The organism is Amycolatopsis sp. NPDC050768 (genome assembly GCF_040654155.1).
Classification (GTDB): Bacteria; Actinomycetota; Actinomycetes; order Mycobacteriales; family Pseudonocardiaceae; genus Amycolatopsis.
The window spans coordinates 247,903-264,958 of sequence record NZ_JBFAHL010000001.1 but is presented as its reverse complement, the minus strand read 5'-3'; the positions used below and the strand labels follow the sequence as shown (position 1 = coordinate 264,958).

General features: G+C 71.6%; 19 protein-coding genes and 1 pseudogene. 10 read left to right on the top strand and 10 right to left on the bottom strand.

Going from position 1 to position 17,056, the window contains the following annotated elements:
* Entirely contained in the window at positions 1 to 726 is a 726-nt protein-coding gene (locus tag AB0H62_RS01315) for an NAD(P)H-dependent oxidoreductase (protein ID WP_360583447.1), read from the bottom strand.
* 70 nt (positions 727 to 796) lie between these two features.
* On the opposite strand from AB0H62_RS01315, the gene AB0H62_RS01310 reads away from it, so the two are divergent.
* Positions 797 to 1,780 (top strand): helix-turn-helix domain-containing protein, encoded by a 984-nt coding sequence (locus AB0H62_RS01310; protein WP_360583445.1) that lies wholly within the window; start codon positions 797 to 799, stop codon positions 1,778 to 1,780.
* A gap of 160 nt (positions 1,781 to 1,940) precedes the next feature.
* On the opposite strand, the gene AB0H62_RS01305 is transcribed toward AB0H62_RS01310, so the two are convergent.
* From AB0H62_RS01305 to AB0H62_RS01280, 6 genes and pseudogenes are all read right to left on the bottom strand, one after another.
* Entirely contained in the window at positions 1,941 to 2,774 is an 834-nt protein-coding gene (locus tag AB0H62_RS01305) for an NBR1-Ig-like domain-containing protein (protein ID WP_360583443.1), read from the bottom strand.
* A gap of 67 nt (positions 2,775 to 2,841) precedes the next feature.
* Complete coding sequence (locus tag AB0H62_RS01300; RefSeq protein ID WP_220246320.1) at positions 2,842 to 3,819, bottom strand: hypothetical protein; 978 nt, start codon at positions 3,817 to 3,819, stop codon at positions 2,842 to 2,844.
* Positions 3,816 to 5,045 (bottom strand): MFS transporter, encoded by a 1,230-nt coding sequence (locus tag AB0H62_RS01295; RefSeq protein ID WP_220246321.1) that lies wholly within the window; start codon positions 5,043 to 5,045, stop codon positions 3,816 to 3,818. The genes AB0H62_RS01300 and AB0H62_RS01295 overlap by 4 nt, the downstream gene beginning before the upstream one ends.
* A gap of 76 nt (positions 5,046 to 5,121) precedes the next feature.
* Positions 5,122 to 5,988 (bottom strand): alkaline phosphatase family protein, encoded by an 867-nt coding sequence (locus AB0H62_RS01290; protein ID WP_360583440.1) that lies wholly within the window; start codon positions 5,986 to 5,988, stop codon positions 5,122 to 5,124.
* Positions 5,985 to 6,487: pseudogene (locus tag AB0H62_RS01285) on the bottom strand (class I SAM-dependent methyltransferase). The gene AB0H62_RS01290 and the pseudogene AB0H62_RS01285 overlap by 4 nt, the downstream one beginning before the upstream one ends.
* A gap of 58 nt (positions 6,488 to 6,545) precedes the next feature.
* A complete protein-coding gene (locus AB0H62_RS01280; protein ID WP_220246323.1) occupies positions 6,546 to 7,505 on the bottom strand; it encodes an AraC family transcriptional regulator in 960 nt (319 codons plus the stop codon).
* A gap of 82 nt (positions 7,506 to 7,587) precedes the next feature.
* On the opposite strand from AB0H62_RS01280, the gene AB0H62_RS01275 reads away from it, so the two are divergent.
* Both AB0H62_RS01275 and AB0H62_RS01270 read left to right on the top strand, forming a co-directional pair.
* The gene (locus AB0H62_RS01275) at positions 7,588 to 8,298 is read left to right on the top strand and encodes an SDR family NAD(P)-dependent oxidoreductase (protein WP_220246324.1); all 711 of its coding nucleotides are present in this window, start codon (positions 7,588 to 7,590) and stop codon (positions 8,296 to 8,298) included.
* A gap of 82 nt (positions 8,299 to 8,380) precedes the next feature.
* Positions 8,381 to 8,974, top strand: a complete 594-nt coding sequence (locus AB0H62_RS01270; RefSeq protein WP_360583438.1) for a hypothetical protein — start codon at positions 8,381 to 8,383, stop codon at positions 8,972 to 8,974.
* Between the two features lie 54 nt (positions 8,975 to 9,028).
* On the opposite strand, the gene AB0H62_RS01265 is transcribed toward AB0H62_RS01270, so the two are convergent.
* Both AB0H62_RS01265 and AB0H62_RS01260 read right to left on the bottom strand, forming a co-directional pair.
* Positions 9,029 to 9,352, bottom strand: a complete 324-nt coding sequence (locus tag AB0H62_RS01265; RefSeq protein WP_360583436.1) for a hypothetical protein — start codon at positions 9,350 to 9,352, stop codon at positions 9,029 to 9,031.
* Positions 9,353 to 9,877: 525 nt separating this feature from the next.
* On the bottom strand, positions 9,878 to 10,954 hold the full coding sequence (locus AB0H62_RS01260; RefSeq protein ID WP_360583434.1) for a C40 family peptidase: 1,077 nt from the start codon (positions 10,952 to 10,954) through the stop codon (positions 9,878 to 9,880).
* Between the two features lie 164 nt (positions 10,955 to 11,118).
* On the opposite strand from AB0H62_RS01260, the gene AB0H62_RS01255 reads away from it, so the two are divergent.
* From AB0H62_RS01255 to AB0H62_RS01230, 6 genes are all read left to right on the top strand, one after another.
* Entirely contained in the window at positions 11,119 to 11,928 is an 810-nt protein-coding gene (locus tag AB0H62_RS01255) for a biotin--[acetyl-CoA-carboxylase] ligase (RefSeq protein ID WP_220246328.1), read from the top strand.
* Positions 11,929 to 12,130: 202 nt separating this feature from the next.
* On the top strand, positions 12,131 to 12,724 hold the full coding sequence (locus AB0H62_RS01250; RefSeq protein WP_220246329.1) for a PH domain-containing protein: 594 nt from the start codon (positions 12,131 to 12,133) through the stop codon (positions 12,722 to 12,724).
* Position 12,725: 1 nt separating this feature from the next.
* Positions 12,726 to 13,667 (top strand): hydroxymethylglutaryl-CoA lyase, encoded by a 942-nt coding sequence (locus AB0H62_RS01245; RefSeq protein WP_360583431.1) that lies wholly within the window; start codon positions 12,726 to 12,728, stop codon positions 13,665 to 13,667.
* Position 13,668: 1 nt separating this feature from the next.
* Entirely contained in the window at positions 13,669 to 14,232 is a 564-nt protein-coding gene (locus AB0H62_RS01240; protein WP_360583429.1) for a GNAT family N-acetyltransferase, read from the top strand.
* Between the two features lie 120 nt (positions 14,233 to 14,352).
* Complete coding sequence (locus tag AB0H62_RS01235) at positions 14,353 to 15,186, top strand: TNT domain-containing protein (RefSeq protein ID WP_360583427.1); 834 nt, start codon at positions 14,353 to 14,355, stop codon at positions 15,184 to 15,186.
* Positions 15,183 to 15,443, top strand: coding sequence for a hypothetical protein (locus tag AB0H62_RS01230; RefSeq protein WP_220246333.1), 261 nt, complete (start codon positions 15,183 to 15,185; stop codon positions 15,441 to 15,443). The genes AB0H62_RS01235 and AB0H62_RS01230 overlap by 4 nt, the downstream gene beginning before the upstream one ends.
* Before the next feature lie 69 nt (positions 15,444 to 15,512).
* Here the strand turns inward: AB0H62_RS01230 and hisN are convergent, their stop codons facing one another.
* Positions 15,513 to 16,301: a histidinol-phosphatase gene (gene hisN, locus AB0H62_RS01225; protein ID WP_360583425.1), complete on the bottom strand. Its 789-nt coding sequence runs from the start codon at positions 16,299 to 16,301 to the stop codon at positions 15,513 to 15,515.
* Between the two features lie 42 nt (positions 16,302 to 16,343).
* Here hisN and AB0H62_RS01220 point away from each other — a divergent pair, with 42 nt between their 5' ends.
* Positions 16,344 to 17,045, top strand: coding sequence for a response regulator transcription factor (locus AB0H62_RS01220; protein ID WP_220247366.1), 702 nt, complete (start codon positions 16,344 to 16,346; stop codon positions 17,043 to 17,045).
* The last annotated feature ends 11 nt before the right edge of the window (positions 17,046 to 17,056 follow it).

Sequence of the window (17,056 nt, the reverse complement as noted above, 5' to 3'; positions counted from 1 at the left end):
TCAGCGACCGGGTGCGCCTCTGGTGGCGCCGCAGAGGTGAACGTCCAGGCCTTCGCGGCCGGGCGCCACTTCGGGGCGCAGCACGAGGTCGCGACCGTAGTCGCCGCCGTTCTGGGGGCGGAACGGGAGGGGTGAAGCCGTCCCGAGGTCACCCAGCCGGGCCCGCAAGGCCGAAGCCGCCGAGGCGAACGCGCACGCCGTCATGCGGTCCGCGTCGTACACGGCGAAGGGCGGTAGCACCGACATGCCGGTGTAGAAGAGCGTGCCGTGCTGGAGGCCGAAGAGCAGGTCGGGCAGCGGGCCGTTGACACCGCGCGGGCCGAGGGCCGGGGCGGGCGAGCCGGTGGTGACGACGACCAGCGCGCGTTTGCCGGCCAGCGGGCCTTCGCCATAGCGGGCGGGGCGGCCGTCGGGGCGGTGGACGTCGTACGCGTAACCCTTCACGAAGACGCGGTCGAACCAGCCCTTCAGCATGGCGGGCGTGCCGTACCACCAGAGCGGGAACTGGAAGACCACGGCATCGGCCCAGGTCAGCTTGGCCTGTTCGGCGCGGACGTCGTCCGGAACCGCCGCGATCTCGTCGACGACCGGATTCCAGTGCATGGCGTACAGATCCGACTCGCGCACGTCGTGGCCGAGGGCGCGCAGCGTCGCCAGGCCCTCGTCGCGCAGTGCGCCGCCGAGGGAGTGCGGGTCGGGGTGGGCGAAGAGCCAGAGGACGTTCATGTCGCCAGGGTCGCTCGCGGCCCGGCCCGGAAAAAGTGGCCCGATGGACAACCTGTGAAAGAATCGGGCCATGTCCGTTTTCCGGCACCCGGAGAGGCACCACGTGGCGGTGCTCGTGCGCCACGGCATGCTCGTGATGGAGCTCGGCATCGTGCACCGGCTGTTCGGCCAGGCGCGCTCGGCCGAGGGCGAGCCGCTGTACGAGGTGGTCACCTGCACACCCGAGCCCGGCGACGTCCGCACCGACTCCGACGTCGTCATCCCCGTCGCGGTCGGACCGGAGGCGATCGCCGAGGCCGACACGGTGGTGATCCCGGCGTCTTCGCTCGAGTACGAGCCCACCGGCCGCGAGTACCCGCCGGCGCTGGCCGGCGCCATCGACCGCATCCGCCCCGGCGCACGCATCGCGTCGATCTGCACCGGCGCCTTCGTACTCGCCGCCGCGGGCCTGCTCGACGGCCGCCGTGCGACCACGCACTGGCGTTCGGCGTGCGAGTTCCAGCTGGAGTACCCGCGGGTGAAGCTGGACCCTGACGTGCTCTACACCGAGGACGGCAACGTCTTCACCTCCGCCGGCGTCGCGTCCGGCATCGACCTCTGCCTGCACTTGATCCGGCGCGACTTCGGCGCGGCTGTGGCCAACGAGGTCGCGCGCGGCACCGTCGTCTCCCCGCACCGCGAGGGCGGGCAGGCGCAGTTCATCCGCCGCCCGGTGCCCGAGCCGCAGTCCGCGTCGACGGGCGCCGCGCGGGCGTGGGCGCTGGAGCACCTCGACCGGCCGCTGACGCTGCGCGACCTGGCGTCGAAGGAGGCGATGAGCGTGCGGACGTTCACGCGGCGCTTCCGCGAGGAGGTCGGGATCTCGGCGTTGCAGTGGCTCACGCAGCAGCGCGTGGAACGCGCGCGGCAGCTGCTGGAGGAGACGGACCTGCCGATCGACCGCATCGCGACCGACTGCGGCTTCGGCACGGCGGCGTCGCTGCGCCAGCACCTGCAGAGCGCGCTCGGGGTGTCGCCCAGCGCCTACCGGAGCACGTTCCGCCGCACGGCGTGAAATCGGCGGTCCGTGGGGCACCCTTCGCCCGGGCCACCCCACGGACCGACCCCCAGAATCCGTCGAAGACGGGGGAGGCACGCCTTCGCTGCGATCTATTTTCCGGCGGGAACGGGGTGTTCGGTACCGACCTGACCAGGTCTTACAGAATCTGACAGCGTCAGGGGACGACGGTCACGAGCACGTACACCGGACGCTTCGTCGTGAAGAACTCAGTGCCCGCGGCGTCGACCATCTTCCAGCCGATCCAGCAGCGGCCCGGCGCGTCCGACGCCGTCAGCGGCACGCTGATCATCACGTGCTCGCCGGGCGCGGTGTCGCCGATCAGCACGCGCTCGGGCGTGCGGCAGGTGCCCGGCGCGGGCGGCAGGTCCATGCGCTGCAGGTAGCGCTCGTGCCAGCGGACCGAACCCGAGTTCTCGAGCTCCCACACCTTCTGCACGGTCACGCCGACGTGCACCGCCGCGCCGTCGGGCACCGTCACGTCGGCGATGAACTTGGTGTTGTCGCCGGGGACGCGGGCGCTCGCGTCGCCTGCCGGAGCGATCAGCTTGCCGGGGATGACGAACGCGGCCACCGCGGCCAGCACGGCGATCACGGCAGCGGCGACGACCAGCGCGTTCCGCCGGGTGGAGCGCTTGCGCGGCGGCGGGGCGATGCGGACACCTTCGACGTCCGGCTCGGGACTGCGAGGCTCGGCAGGACCCGGCGCGGCCCGCGCGGCCACGGCGACGGGTTCCGGCACCGGTGGCACGCCCTTGAGCTCCACCCACCGCGCCCGCCACGGCTCCTCGCCCGCGCCACACGCCTTCACGAACTCCCGCGTGGTCTCCCACGACGGGAACCGCGTGCCCTTCACCGCCTCGTGCAAGGTGGTGTGGGAGATGCAGCCGGAGCGCTCGGCCATCTTGCGGAACGACGGGTTGCCGGCGCTCGCGCGCAGCGCGGCCAGCTCCGCGGCGAGCACGTCGGCCGGGTCCGGCTCCGCGCTCATCGCTCTCCCTGGGTGTCAGATCCGCTGTTCCGGACAAGTCTGACACCCGTCGGCGTCCGGGCGACGATCAGCCCAGCGCCGCCGGCGACTCCGCGTCCGGCACGAGCACGCGCGGCACGCCGCTGCCGTCAGCCGACACCGTCCAGACGTCCGAGTGCTGGGTGCCGCGCGGAATGGCGTACGCGACGGAGCGCTCGTCGAGCCACGCCGCCTGGTCGTCGACGCTGCGGGTCTCGGCCAGTGGCGTCACGCGGCCCGACGCGAGGTCGAGCACCGACAGGCGCCAGCCCTTCGCGGGGTCGTCGTCGATGGCCGACTTGAACGCGATGCGCGTGCTGTCCGGCGACAGCGACGGGCACTCCACGTTCTCCCGCAGCGACACGATCGTGTGCGCCCGGAAGTCGCCGCGCACGAGGTAGCGGTGCCCGGCCGTGGACATCGTGGCGTAGAAGGTGTGGTCGTCGCGGGTGAACGTGACACCCCAGAAGTTGAGGTCCACGGCCTGGTAGGGCTTGCCGTTCAGCGTCACCGCGAAGTCCTCCAGCGACGGCGCCAGCTCGCCCGTGCGCGTGTCGAGGATGCCGGCGCGCGTGGAGAACACGCCGCCGTTGTAGGAGTCGCCGGTGACGAACACCGTCCACGCGACCAGGTTGCCGCTCGGCGAGACGCGCGCGCGGTTGGGCAGGCCGACCAGCGGGATCTCGCGCTTCGACGTGAGCCCGGAGTCGAGCACCGCCAGCTGGTACGTGGTCAGGTCGCCGTCCTGGCGCAGGCACAGGCCGGTGCCCGCGGCAGCGTAGACGCGCGCGCACGTCACCGGAGACACCGCGCGCGGGCCGCCCGGGTCTGCCACCGACACCGTGACGACGTGGCCGCGCGAGGCGTCGGCCGTGCTGCGCACGAGCAGCCGCGGGCCCGGAGCCAGGGACACCGTGCCGGTGGCCGCGACGTCGCGGTTGCGCGCCGCCGCCATCCCGACGTACACCGCCGCCGCGGCGACCAGCACCACGACGCCCGCCACTGCCACCAAGATCCGCGTTTTCATCGCGCCTTCCGAAGGAGTCCGAACGTCACCACGATCGCGAGCACGGCCGCGCCCGCCGCCACGGCCATCGACGGCCCGATGCCCCACACCTGCCACGCCAGCCCGAACAGCGCGGACGAGACGAAGTACGCCACCGCCTGGCCGGTCTGGATGAGCGAGATGCCCGTGGTCCGCAGGGCTTCCGGCAGCACCGGTCCCGCCAGCGCCATCAGCACGCCGTCGGTGGCCGCGTAGAACGCGCCGTAGAGCGCGAGCGACAGCACCACCAGCGGCCAGCCCGACACAGGCCCGGCCAGCAACAGGTAGACCACGACCAGCGCGCCGTATCCGCAGAGCACCACCGGCAGCCGCCCGAACCGATCGGCCAGAGAGCCGAGCGGCGCGGCCAGCACGAGGTAGGCGAGGTTCGTGCCCACGGCCAGCAGTGGGAACCAGCCCGTGCCGATGTCTTCGCGGCGTTGCAGCAGCAGGTAGACGAAGCCGTCGCCGATGGTCGCCGTGCCGAGCACACACGCGGCGATCAGCAGCCGCCGCACGGGCGCCGACTTGAGCAGCGCTGCCGCCGCGCGAGGGGACACCGTGCCGGTGGCCGGGCGCGGCGTGCGGTGGTCCCGCACGAAGAGGATCAGCAGCAGCACGCCGATCGCCGCGATGCAGAAGCTGGTGACGAACACGGCGTCGAACGCGTCGGTGCTCGAAGCGCCGACCAACGCGAGCACGCCCAGCGCCACGAGCGGTCCCGCGAACGCACCGGCGCTGTCCATCGCGCGGTGCACGCCGAACGCGCGCCCGAGCATGTCCTGCGGCGCCGACAAGGTGATCAGCGCGTCGCGCGGGGCTGTGCGCAGGCCCTTCCCGGTGCGGTCGGCGGTGATCACCGCGCCGATCGCGCCCGCCGACGCGCCGGCGGCGACGAGCCCGAGCTTCGCGACGGCCGAGATCGCGTACCCGATCCCGGCGATGGTCTTGCGCCGGCTCACGCGGTCGGCGAGGTAGCCGCCGACGAGCCGCAGCAGCGCCGTCGCGCCGGTGTAGAGGCCGTCGACCAGGCCGTAGATCGCGGGGCTCAGGTGCAGGCTGAGGACGAGGTAGATGGGCAGCACCGCCGTGACCATCTCCGAGGAGATGTCCGTGACGAGGCTGACGGTGCCGAGCGCGAGCACGTTCGCGGCGATCTTCCCTCGGGAGACCTTGTGCTCGCGGCGGCCGATGGTGGAGAGGTACACGGACGCGCCCTTCTGGAGCCCGCGGGCGCGCCCCCTGTGTCCACTGTGGACACATGGGACACGCCCGCGGGAGGGATCACTGCCAGACGTCGAGGATCGGCGACTTGCTCGCCGCGCCCGCGATCCCCGGCAGGCCGTAGGAGGCCTCGATGGTGCGCAGGACCGTGTAGTGGTTGATGGATTCGGAGTAGCTGCCCGGCTTCACGTGGGCGCCGACGAACGTGGTGTAGATCTGGTTGACCGAGGTGCCGCTGTCCTCGTCGAACGTGACGATCAGCAGGCTGTTGTGCGTCTTGGCCCACTGCGCGTACGAGTCGAGGTGGCTCTTGAGCCAGGTGTCACCCGTGCCGATCGAGCAGTCGTGCATGTCGCTGCACATGTTCGGCGTCACGAAGGAAACCGTGGGCAGCGTCGTGTAGTCGGCGGGGAAGCTGGAGTAGCGGACGTTGCTGGCCGCCGGGACGTTCGAGAAGTCCACCCAGCTGTTGTGCTTGCGCATGTAGGTGCCGCTGGAGCAGCCGGTGTAACCGTCCGACGGCATCGACTCGGAGTAGCCCTTGAACGACTTGCCGGCGCCGATCAGCTGCTGGCCGAGGTTGGCCTTGCTGCCGAGGTTGGCGGGGCAGGAGTCGCTCGTGACGCCCTGGGTGGCGCCGGAGAACAGGGCGACGTAGTTGGGCTGGCTGGGGTGGGTGATGGCGAAGGAGCTGGTGAACTTCGCGCCTTGGCTGGCCAAGGACGTGAAGTACGGGGCGGCCGACGAGGTGATGGACGAGGCCTTCTTGTTCTCGAACATCACCAGCACGACGTGGTCGAACGCCGGTACGGCCGCGGCGGCGGGCGCCACGTCCGGTTCGCCGGTGTTCGTCGCGGCCGCCGTGACAACGCCGGCCGCGGCCAGCGTCGCCGCGGCGAGCGCGGCCACGATCCGCTTGCGGATCATGAGTCCTCCTGGGTCGGGGGGAAGGGCGACTCATGATGGGGACGCCAGCGGGCCGGGGCGTGCCCGGTTGGGGTCCGGCGCGTGGTCGGAAAATGAACAACAAGGGGGTGGAGTAGCGCATTCGTCCGGTTGGCGCGGTGCGTGGCCGGATCAGACCCGAGCGACCAGGAAGTCCTCTCCGTCATCGCGAGCGTCGTGCCGCTGGCCAGGCCGGCGATGGCGCGCAGGGTTTCCGCCGTGGTGGCCTTCGACAGGTACATGCTCACGCCCGTGGACGCGAAAACCGCGAGTTGTGTCGGGTCGAAGCCCGCGGCTTCGAGTTCGGCGGGCCACGACTGGCCGGATTCGAACTCGATGGGCACCAGCGTCGGCAATGGGTAGCCGAGGGCTTGCAGGCGCTCGCGTTTCCAGGCCTGGGTGCCGGGTGGTCGATCTCGAAGACAGTGCTCTTTCCGGGGTACCGCTGGGCGAAGGAATCGAGGCCGGCACCGAGGATCACGTACTGGCTCACGCTTCGTTCCAGCACCAGCTCCTAGGTGACCACCGGCGAGATCGGCTCAAAGGCGATCTCGCACGCCCCGGCTAGCAAGCTGGCCCGCAACGGTCCGGCGCCAGTCCGAAGGGCTGACGCCGCGGGCGCGCTTGAACGCCACGCTGAACGCGAACGCGTCGGTGTAACCGGTCTCGCGGGCGACTTGGGCGATCGGGTTTTCCGTGTCCCGCAACAGATCCGCGGCCAGCGTCATGCGCCAGCCGGTGAGGTAGGTGAGCGGCGGTTCGCCGACGAGCGTCGCGAACCGGGCGGCGAACGCGGCTCGGGACAAGCCGACTTTGGCGGCCAGCTCGCCGACCGTCCACCGGTGCGCGGGATCGCCGTGCAGCAGCCGCAGCGCCTCGCCGACGCCCGGGTCGGCCAGCGCGCGGTACCACGACGGCGGGGTCGGCGACTCGGCGCACCAGGCCCGCAAAGCCTGGACCAGCACCAGATCCAGCAGCCGATTGAGCACGGCGCCCTGGCCCGGTTCGTCGCGGGAGACCTCGGCCGCGAGCAGGTCGAGCGTCGCGCCCGTGCGTGGTCCCGCCGGCACCACGGCCAGCTCCGGCAGGAGGGTGAGGAGCCGATCGCTGACCTCGCCGTGGAGTTCGTATGCGGCCCGGAGCATCACGGTCGCGCCGGGCAGCCCGTCGCCGTACGTGCGCGGGGCGAGAAACCAGTGCTCCGTCGTGGGTTCACCGCTGGGCAGGTACTTGCGGTTTCCGCGGATCGTGACCTGCTCGGCCGTGCCCGGGTCGTCGGCGATGGTGTAGTCGCGGCTGGTGACCAGCGCGATGTCCCCGGCTTCGAGGCGCACCGGCTCGCCGCCGACCCGGATCGACGCGTGGCCGCCGAGCGTGGCCATCACGGTGAGCGCGGGAGCGTCCGCGTACGCGACCGACCAAGGCGGGCGCTGGATCAGCTGGCGCACCAGCGCGGTCCTCGCGCGGGCGCGGTGTAGGAGGTCGGTGAGCACGTCCATGACTACGACGGTAGACGATCGCAAAGGAATCCTGGACCGTCGACCATGGATAGTCTGGCCTCGGCGGAGTTGGCTTGTCACCATGACCAAGTCGCTAGTCGTGTTCGGAGCCGGCCCGGGTGTCGGCCGCGCCATCGCCCGCCGCTATGGAAAGGCGGGTTACGACGTCGTCCTCGTCGCCCGCCGCCGGGCTCCGCTGGAGGAGTTCGCCGCCGTGCTGGCGGCCGACGGCAGCACCGCCCACGTCCTCCCCGCAGACCTGTCCGAAACGGCTTCGATTCCCGTTCTCGCCACGCGGATCCGCGCTCTTGTCGGCGACCCCGACGTCGTCTACTACGCCCCTTCGCCCGCCGACCCGGGCTTCACCGCCGCCGTCTCCCTCACCGCCGCCCGGCTGCACGAACTGATGCCGCTCACGCTCGACGCCCTCCTCGCCGTGGTCCAGGAGTTCCTTCCCGCCATGCTCACTCGCGGCGAGGGCGCGATCCTCACCGCCCAGGGCGCCGCCGCCGTCTCCGGCCGGGCCCACATGACCGGCTGGGCCACGCTCCTTGCCGCGCAACGCAACTACCTCCAGGCGCTGGCCGCGGAGGTCGCCGACCAGGGTGTGTTCGTCGGCCAGCTCCACATCGGCGCCCGCATCACCGGCACGCCCTTCGACGACCACTACCGCGCATCGGGCCAACCCGAGGCCGCCTTCCCGGCCGCCGATCCGGCCGACCTGGCGGAGCTGTTGTGGACCATGCACGCCGACCGCAAACCGCAGGAGCTGCTGGTCCCTTCGGACTGGTGACGCGTTTCCGGCCGCCGTAACTCGGTTGAGCGCCGTCGTACGGTGATCAGTACCCATGGGGAACTCGTCGAAGGAGCCGGACGTGCCATTCACCGATGCGACCGAACCTGTTCCCCCGGAGCTGAAGACCGACGAGTTCTCCTTGCGTCCGATCGTGGTCGGCGACACGGAGAAGGACTACGCCGCCGTGATGGAAACGCGGGAGCCTCTGCGGTTGTGGCGGCAGTCGACGTGGCCCGAAGACGACTTCACGGTGGAAGAGAACCGGAAAGACGTCGTGGATATGGAAGAACGCCATGCCGCGCACCGCGCGTTCAACTACACCGTGCTCGACCCGTCCGGCACCAGGTGCGTGGGCTGCGTCTACGTCTTCCCCCCGAGCGCCACGTTCCTCGCGAAGTCCACGGTGATTCCCGTCGGTGCCGACGATTGGGCGGACGTCGACGCGGTCGTCTTCTTCTGGGCTCGCCGGCCCGAAATGGAGAAGGGAATGGACGAACGTCTTCTCGCAGCGCTCCGCGCGTGGTTCAAGGACGAGTGGAAGTTCGAGAAGACCGTGTACGCCACGAGTGAGCCGTTCACCCAGCAAGTGGAGCTCCTGGCTCGCACCGATCTGAGCCTGAAGTTCGAGCTGCTGGAGCCCGGCAAGGCGGGAAAGCGGCTCGTCTTCGGCTGAGTGGCCCCGAACTGGGTGCTCAGGCCTTCGAGTCGACCGACCAGACGTACACGGTCACCCACCGGTCGGCGGCGACCCGCATGGCGTACACGTCGCCCGCCGTGGCTGGTTCCGTGCCGACGGATCGTGGAACCGCGCCGGTGCGGGCTTGCTTCGCCAGCTCCCGGACCCGGCCACGATCGTCGCGCCGGGCAACGGGTCCGGCGCCGGCCGCGGCGCGTCGAGGTCCAGGGACTCGACGTCGAAGTCGGCGAACACCTCGTGCACGACGTCCTCGCGCAAACCGTCCGACGATCGCCACCACGCCAGCGGTCCCTGGACCTCGACCCGGTCGTTCGGGCGCTGGTCCCGCTCGACGTAGTCCGACCAGCGCCGCACCAGTCCGGGGTGGTCCGCCGCCGCCAGGCGCGCCCTCGGTGTGCCGCCGGTACCACTCCTCCGTCGGGGCGAGAACAGGCAACGCGTTCGTCCCGCACACCCGGCAGACGGCTGATCCCCGATACGGAACGGACTCGTGCTCGGGCAGCCCGCGCGAGCAGGACCCCGGTCAGCGCGGGGCGCCACGCCCACGACGCCGACCACAACCCCGCAACCCACACCGACGCCGCACCACGAACGTCCCACGCGGCACCGAGCTCCCGGAGTGTGGCGACCGCGTCGTCGTGGGTGGTCCGCCGCAGTACGTCGTGGGGCCGACCGGAGGCAGCCAACACGTCCGCGTCGCGCTCGTCGCATCCGTCACCCTCGGCAGGGAGACACCCGCGTCCTTCAGGAACGTCCTGTCCGCGTTCACCCGTGCGTAGCGCGCGAGCAGATCGACCAGCGGCTCACCGGATTCCTGGCTGTGCACGGCGAAAGGCCAACCGAGCCTGCCCGTCGCCAAGGCGGCTGAAGTAACGGTGATCAGGCCGGGCGGCCCGCGCCCGCGTAGTCGTCGCCGCGGGAGTGGTAGGTGTGGATTTGGATGGCTTGGCCCTCGGTGGGCGCGTTGATCATCAGGCCGTTGCCCAGGTACAGGCCGACGTGGTGGATGCGCGTGGCCGGGGAGCCGTAGAAGACGAGGTCGCCCAGCTCGGGTTCGCCGGTGACCGGGGGCAGGGAGCGGAACTGGCTGTCGGCCGTGCGGGGCAGCGCGACGCCGGCGCTGTCGTACGACGCCTTCGTCAGGCCGGAGCAGTCGAAGCCCGCGGCGCCGGCGTCGGGGCCGTTGCCGCCCCAGACGTAGGGGAGGCCGAGCTGGCCGAGGGCGAAGCGGGTGGCGCGCACGGCCGGGCTGTTCGCCTTCGCGGGGTCGAGGGAGAGCGTGGCGTAGAGCTGCGCGTTGCCGAGCACGCGCTGGCGGAACAGCTCGGTGTCCTTGCTCGCGTACGCGGCGATCGACTTCCACCAGCCCGTGCCCGCGGACAGGTCGGTGCCGCCGGCGCACAGGGCGCGGCCCGCGGCGACCGACGCCGAGCTGGGGTCGGTCAGAGCAGGCTTGTCGATGCCGGGGATCTTCGCGCCGTACTTCTTCCACGCCGCCGGCGACAAGCCCATCGGGTTGTCGCCGTGGCGGCCGTGGTCCGAGCCGGCCTCGCCGACGCCCGCGAGCGTCACCCACGAAAGGTGGCAGCCGGGGTCTTCGGAGCGCAGCGCGAGCTCGCCGTTGGCGTAGCCGATCAGCGCGTCGGCGGGGATGTCGAGGGGGCCGGCGAGCGACTCGGCCCACTGCTGCAACGGCGTCTTGCCGCCACCGCCGGAGGCGCCCTGCCCGGGTTCCTGCGCCGCGACGGGCGCGCTCACCTCGAGCACCGACGGTCCGGCCTGAGCCGTGGCGGCGGTCGCGACCGGAGTCTGCGGCGCTGGTTGGTCACGGTCGGCCACGAGCCAGCCCGCGGTGACGAGGCCGGCCACGAGCGGCAGCGCGACGAGTCCACGGTGGAACGCACCGCGAGCCCAGGACTTGCCTGTCCCCTTGCCGGCAGCGGCAGACGAGGGCACGGCAGTTTCTTCCGGCCCGGTTTTTGAATCCGGCACGTCTTTTGAATCGAGCACAGCGCTGTGCTCGGGGTCAGGCGGCGTCACAGCGTCCAATCTAGGAGAGCGCACCTCTGCGTAACGAGCGAGTCGCTTGCACGTTAGGGGGACTCTCATATTCTGGGCACATGTCTGGCATGGACGCAGCGCGACTGCGCGAGGGACTCGGCGATCGGTACTCCCGGGTGGACGTGGTGGAGTCCACTGGCTCCACCAACGCCGACCTGCGGGAAGCCCTGGAAAACGGGGGTGCGGACCGCACAGTGCTGCTCGCCGAGCAGCAGACCGCGGGCGTCGGCCGGCGGGCGCGTTCGTGGAGCTCGCCGAAGGGCGCCGGGCTGTACTTGAGCGTGGCGCTGCGGCCCGCGGGCGTCCCCTTCGCGGCGCTCGGTTCACTGTCCGTGGTGGCCGGCCTCGCCGTGCGCGGGGTCGCCGCCCAGTTGGGGGTCGACGCCGTTCTCAAATGGCCTAACGACGTGCTGGCCGGACCCGACCGCGCCAAGTGCGCGGGGATCCTGGCCGAGGCCGTCGCGGGCGGCGAGCCGGCTGTCGTGCTCGGCATCGGCCTCAACGTGCTGCCGCTCGGCGAAGACGTGCCGGCCGGCCCCGGCGGCCTGCCCGCGACGTCGCTCGCAGAGCAGGGCGCCGCCGACCCGGACCGCACCGAGGTCGCGCTGGCCCTGCTCACCCGCCTCGACGACCTCGAACGCCGCTGGCGCGCCGCGTCCGGCGACCTCACCGCCGCCGGCCTGCTCGACGACTACCGCGCCCACTGCGCGACCCTCGGTCAGGAGGTGCGCGTCGAGCTGCCCGGCGGCCGCGCCCTCACCGGCCGCGCGGCCGACCTCGACGCGACCGGGCAGCTGCTGGTCGACGCCACCGACGGCCGCCGCGTGACCGTGTCCGCCGGCGACGTGGTGCACGTGCGCCCGGCGTGACCTACTGTGCCGATCGTTACCAATCCGACCACAGTCACGGCCGAACGGCTTCGCGGCAACGGTTACGTGCCGCGCGAGAGTCGGCCTACTTTTGGTCGGATTGGTAAACCGCGGTGTCCGGGCGCCGCCGGCGCCCTCGCGCCGGTACGGTAAGTCGACCAGCGCAGACACAGCACAGGCACACACCAGGGGAGCGTCCGCCGTGGCCTATCCGGACGATTTGCTCAGCCAGAACGAGGAAGTGGTGGTGCACAGCCACCCGCATTTCAAGATGCTGATCTTCCCGTTCGTGGCCTTCGTGATCACGATCGCGGCCGCCGTCTGGCTCATCTTGCTGGCGCAGGACGTGACGGCGCCTTGGAACAACGTCGCGATGATCGCCATCGGCGTGGTGGCGCTCGTGCTCGTGGTGTGGCTGTTCCTTGCGCCGCTGGTGCGCTGGCGGACCACGCACTTCATCGTGACCACCGACCGGTTGATCGCGCGCGAAGGCGTGGTGAAGCGCACCGGCATCGACATCCCGATGTCGCGCATCAACAGCGTCCAGTTCGAGCACGGCCTGCTGGACCGGGTGTTCGGCTGCGGCACGCTGATCATCGAGTCGGCTTCGGACGAGCCGCTGAAGTTCGACGACATCCCTCACGTCGAGCGCGTGCACACGGTGATCTACCGCGAGGTCAACGACAACCCGTACGACGACTACCGCGGCGCACCGGGGCAGGGCGGACAGGGTGGTGCCCAGGACACCGAGCCGCTGCCGCCGACGAACCACCCGCCGCGCGGACGGCGGCGCTGACGTGGGCGCCCGCGAAGTCGGCCTGCCCGAACGGGTCCCCGCCGAGGGCCTGCCCCAGCGCGTGACGATCTGGGAGGTCGGTCCGCGCGACGGCCTGCAGAACGAGTCCGCCGTCGTGCCGGTCGAGGTGAAGCTGGAGTTCCTCGACCGCCTTGCCGGAGCCGGCCTCACCACGCTCGAGGCAACCAGCTTCGTGCACCCGAAGTGGGTGCCGCAGCTCGCCGACGCCGAACAGCTGCTCGCCGGCCTCGACCGCCGCGAGGGCGTGCGCTATCCGGTGCTCGTGCCCAACGAGCGCGGCCTCAACCGCGCGCTCGACGCCGGTGTCTCCGACATCGCGATCTTCGCCAGCGCCACCGAGACCTTCGCGCAGAAGAACCTGAACTCCACGCTCGACGAGCAGTTCGCCATGTTCGAGCCGGTCGTCACGCGGGCGCGCGGAGAGGGCCTGGACGTGCGCGGCTACCTGTCGATGTGCTTCGGCGACCCGTGGGAAGGCGTGGTGCCGGCCGAGCAGGTCGTGCGCGCGGGCAAGCGGCTGCTCGACTTCGGCTGCTCGCAGCTGTCGCTGGGCGACACCATCGGCGTCGCGACCACCGGTCAGGTCACGCGGCTGGTCCAGGAGTTCGAGAAGTCCGGAGTGGACGTTTCCGCGCTGGCCGTGCACTTCCACGACACCTACGGCCAGGCCCTGGCCAACACCGAGGCCGCGCTGCGCGCCGGAGTATCCACTGTGGACTCATCGGCCGGCGGCCTCGGCGGCTGCCCGTACGCGGAGTCGGCCACGGGCAACCTCGCCACCGAGGATCTCGTGTGGCTGCTGGAGGGCCTCGGCGTGGAGCACGGCGTGGACCTCGGCAAGCTCGTGGAGACGAGCGTGTGGATGGCCGGGCAGCTCGGCCGGCCGTCCCCGTCGCGGGTCGTGACCGCCCTCGCCGGCTGACGTGCGCGAGTTCGTCCCGCTTGACGCAGCTTCGTGGCCGCTGTTCGAGCAGCTCTTCGGGCCGGGCGGCGTGCAGGGCGGCTGCTGGTGCGCGTTCTTCCGCCTGACCGGGCCGGACTTCAAGGCCGCGGGGCGCGACGGCCGCAAGGCGCACGTGCGCGGCGAGGCCGAATCCGGCGTGCCGCTGGGTCTGCTGGCCGTGGTCGACGGTGAGCCGCTCGGCTGGGTCGCCGTGTCGCCGAAGGCGGACAACCCGCGGCTGGCGCGCTCTCCCGTGGCGGCTTCGGCCGAACCCGGGAACGTCTGGGCGGTGACGTGCTTCTACGTCGACCGTCGCGGCCGTCGGCAAGGACTGGCGACCGCACTTCTGCACGCGGCCGTCGAGTACGCGGCGGAGCGCGGCGCCGACATCGTCGAGGGCTACCCCGCGGCTGCGGGCGACCGCCCGCCCGCGGATCTTTACCACGGGACCCTCGGTCTGTTCACGCGCGCGGATTTCGAGGTCGTCGAACGACGCGGAGTGGCGCGGGCCTTGGTGAGGCGGAAGATCGCCTCTGCCGGATAAGGTGGAATCACCACCTTGTCCGGTGCCGCGCGGAAGTTCCCCCTATCGGGGAATTGTGTGGAACCGGCTGGCGCGGCGGACGTCTTTCCTGAAGCCGGAGCAACCGAGAAGAGGGTGTCCGTGTCCGAACACGCCGAACCGGTCGACACCGACTTGGCCACCGGGCCCATCCGGCTGCCCGCACAGTACGGCGGCTTGCTCGACGGCGGGTTCGACGACGTCCCGACACCCCCGACCGGCACCCGCCTCCCGCCCGCACAGCCGGCCCCGCGCCTGCCGTTCGCGGGCCGGCCGTACAACCAGGTCTTCCGCGGGCCCGTGCCGTACCCGGCGCCGCCGCCCCCGCCTCCGCCTCCGCCGATGGGGGCGCTGCGCACCGAGCGCGAGAGCGTGCTGGCGTTGTTCCTGGTCCACATGTTCCCGATCGGGCACCTGCCCGTGGCCGCGGACCGGCCCGCGCTGCAACTGCCGTTGCCGGACAACGGTTCCGGCCCGTTCGACCACCCGGACTCGGCGCTGCTCGACGACACCGCGACGCTCGAGTACGTCTCGCGGGGCCTCCGTCGCACGCCCGCGCCGCCCGCCGACCCGCAGCCGCCCGCCGCGCTCTTCGAGGGCTACGAGCCGGGCGCAGAGGACACCGGGTGGCCACCGGTCCAGGAAGAAAAAGCCGTGGTACTCCCGGAAAACACGTGGCTCGACCGCTTCGGCGACGAGCACGGCCGCCTCTTCACCGTCGACGGCACGCCGTTCGCGCAGCGTTCGCTGCCGGAGTCCACGCGCCACGCGGGCTACCGGCGCTATCGCGTGGTGAAGCCCGTGCCGATGTGGAGCTCGACCACGCCGGAGTGGTTCGGGCAGCCGGGCGGCGGGATCCGCTACCGTGCCGTGCTGGCCGCCGACGAGCTGGTCACCCTGGGATTCCTGGCCGACGTCATGCGGGAGGCGCGATGAACACGCAGTCGATCCGGCGCTGGCTCGACCGGCTGGGCGTGCCCGCGGAGGTCGTCTCCGTCGGCACCGAGGCCGACAACGCGTGGTGCCTCATGCCCGCCGACGACGAGGGCTGGGAAGTCTTCTGGCGCGAGCAGGGCAACCGCTACGACTGGGCGCGCTTCACGTCCGAGCAGGTCGCCTGCCACTACCTGTTCGGCCGCCTCGCGTGGTCGCAGGTCGCGCGCGGCGCTGTCGGCGTGCTGCCCGGACACTGAACCGCTCGCGAGTGGCGGGGCGAACCGCCACTCACGAGCCCGTCGGAGCAGTACCAGGAGCAGGCCGGCTCAGCGCTTGAGCACGGCCAGCGCGGCGTCGTGCAGCGCGCCGTTGCTCGACAACGCCGAGCCGCCCTCGTAGGTCGCCGCGCCCGTGAGGTCGCTGAACCGCCCGCCGGCCTCCGTCACGAGGACCTGCGCGGCCGCGACGTCCCACGGGTTCACGATGCACTCCGCCGCGAGGTCCAGCGCGCCCTCCGCCACCAGGCAGTGCTGCCAGAAGTCGCCGAACGCGCGGCTCTCCCAGCAGGCCTCCGTCAGCGCGAGGTACTTCTCGCGGGAGTGGTACTCGGTCCACGTGTTGAGGTCCGTCGTGGAGAGGTACGCGTCTTCCAGCGAAGCCACGGCCGACACCGCGAGCCGCCGCACGCCGGCCGTGTCGCTGCTGTACGCGCCGTCGCCGCGCGACGCCCACCAGCGGCGGCCCAGCAGCGGCGCGGTGATCATGCCGACGACGGGCGAACCGTCCTCGACCAGCGCGATCAGCGTGGCCCAGACCGGCACGCCGCGCAGGAAGTTCTTGGTTCCGTCGATCGGGTCGAGCACCCACGCGCGGCCGGTCGCGCCGGCCGTACCACCGCGTTCTTCGCCCGCGACCGCGTCGCCGGGGCGCTCTGTGGCGAGGATCGCACGGATGGCGTCCTCGACGGCGGTGTCCGCGTCGGTCACCGGAGTGCGGTCGGGTTTGCGGGACACCGAGAGGTCGAGCGCGCGGAAACGCGCTGTGGTGATCGCGTCGGCGGCGTCAGCCAGCCGGGTGGCAAGGGTCAGATCATCCTCGTAGCCAGGCACGGTCACGATGGTTTCACGGGTGTTCGCCGTAAGGTTGGCGAGGTGAGCATGGTCCTACTTGCCGAAGACGATCCCACCATCGCCGAGCCGCTGTCCCGGGCGCTGCAGCGAGAGGGGTACGAGGTCGAGGTCGTCACCGATGGACCGGCGGTGCTCGGCGCCACCTCCGCCCACCGCGTCGACCTGCTCGTGCTCGATCTGGGCCTGCCGGGCATGGACGGGCTGGAGGTGTGCCGCAGACTGCGCGCCGGCGGCACCGAGCTGCCGGTGCTGATGCTCACCGCCCGCACCGACGAGGTCGACTTCGTCGTCGGGCTCGACGCGGGGGCCGACGACTACGTGGCCAAGCCGTTCCGTCTGGCGGAGCTGCTGGCCCGCATCCGCGCGCTGCTGCGCCGCCGGGTGCCGGAGGTGCTCGAGTCCGGGGGTGTCCGCATGGACCTCGGGGCGCGGCTCGTCACCGTCGACCTGCACGAGGTGCAGCTGGCGAACAAGGAGTTCGAGCTCCTGCGCGTGCTGATGACGCGCGCGGGCCAGGTCGTGAGCCGCGACGAGATCCTCGCCGAGGTGTGGAACGAGCTGGAGTCGAAGACTTCGAAAACGCTCGACATGCACATGTCCTGGCTGCGGCGCAAGCTCGCCGTCGCGGCCGACGAGGCGGCCGGGCGCCCCGCCAAGTCCACGCACTCCGACGGCGAACGGCGCATCGCGACCGTCCGCGGTGTCGGCTTCCGCTTCAACGTCGAATAGCGTCGCGCGAT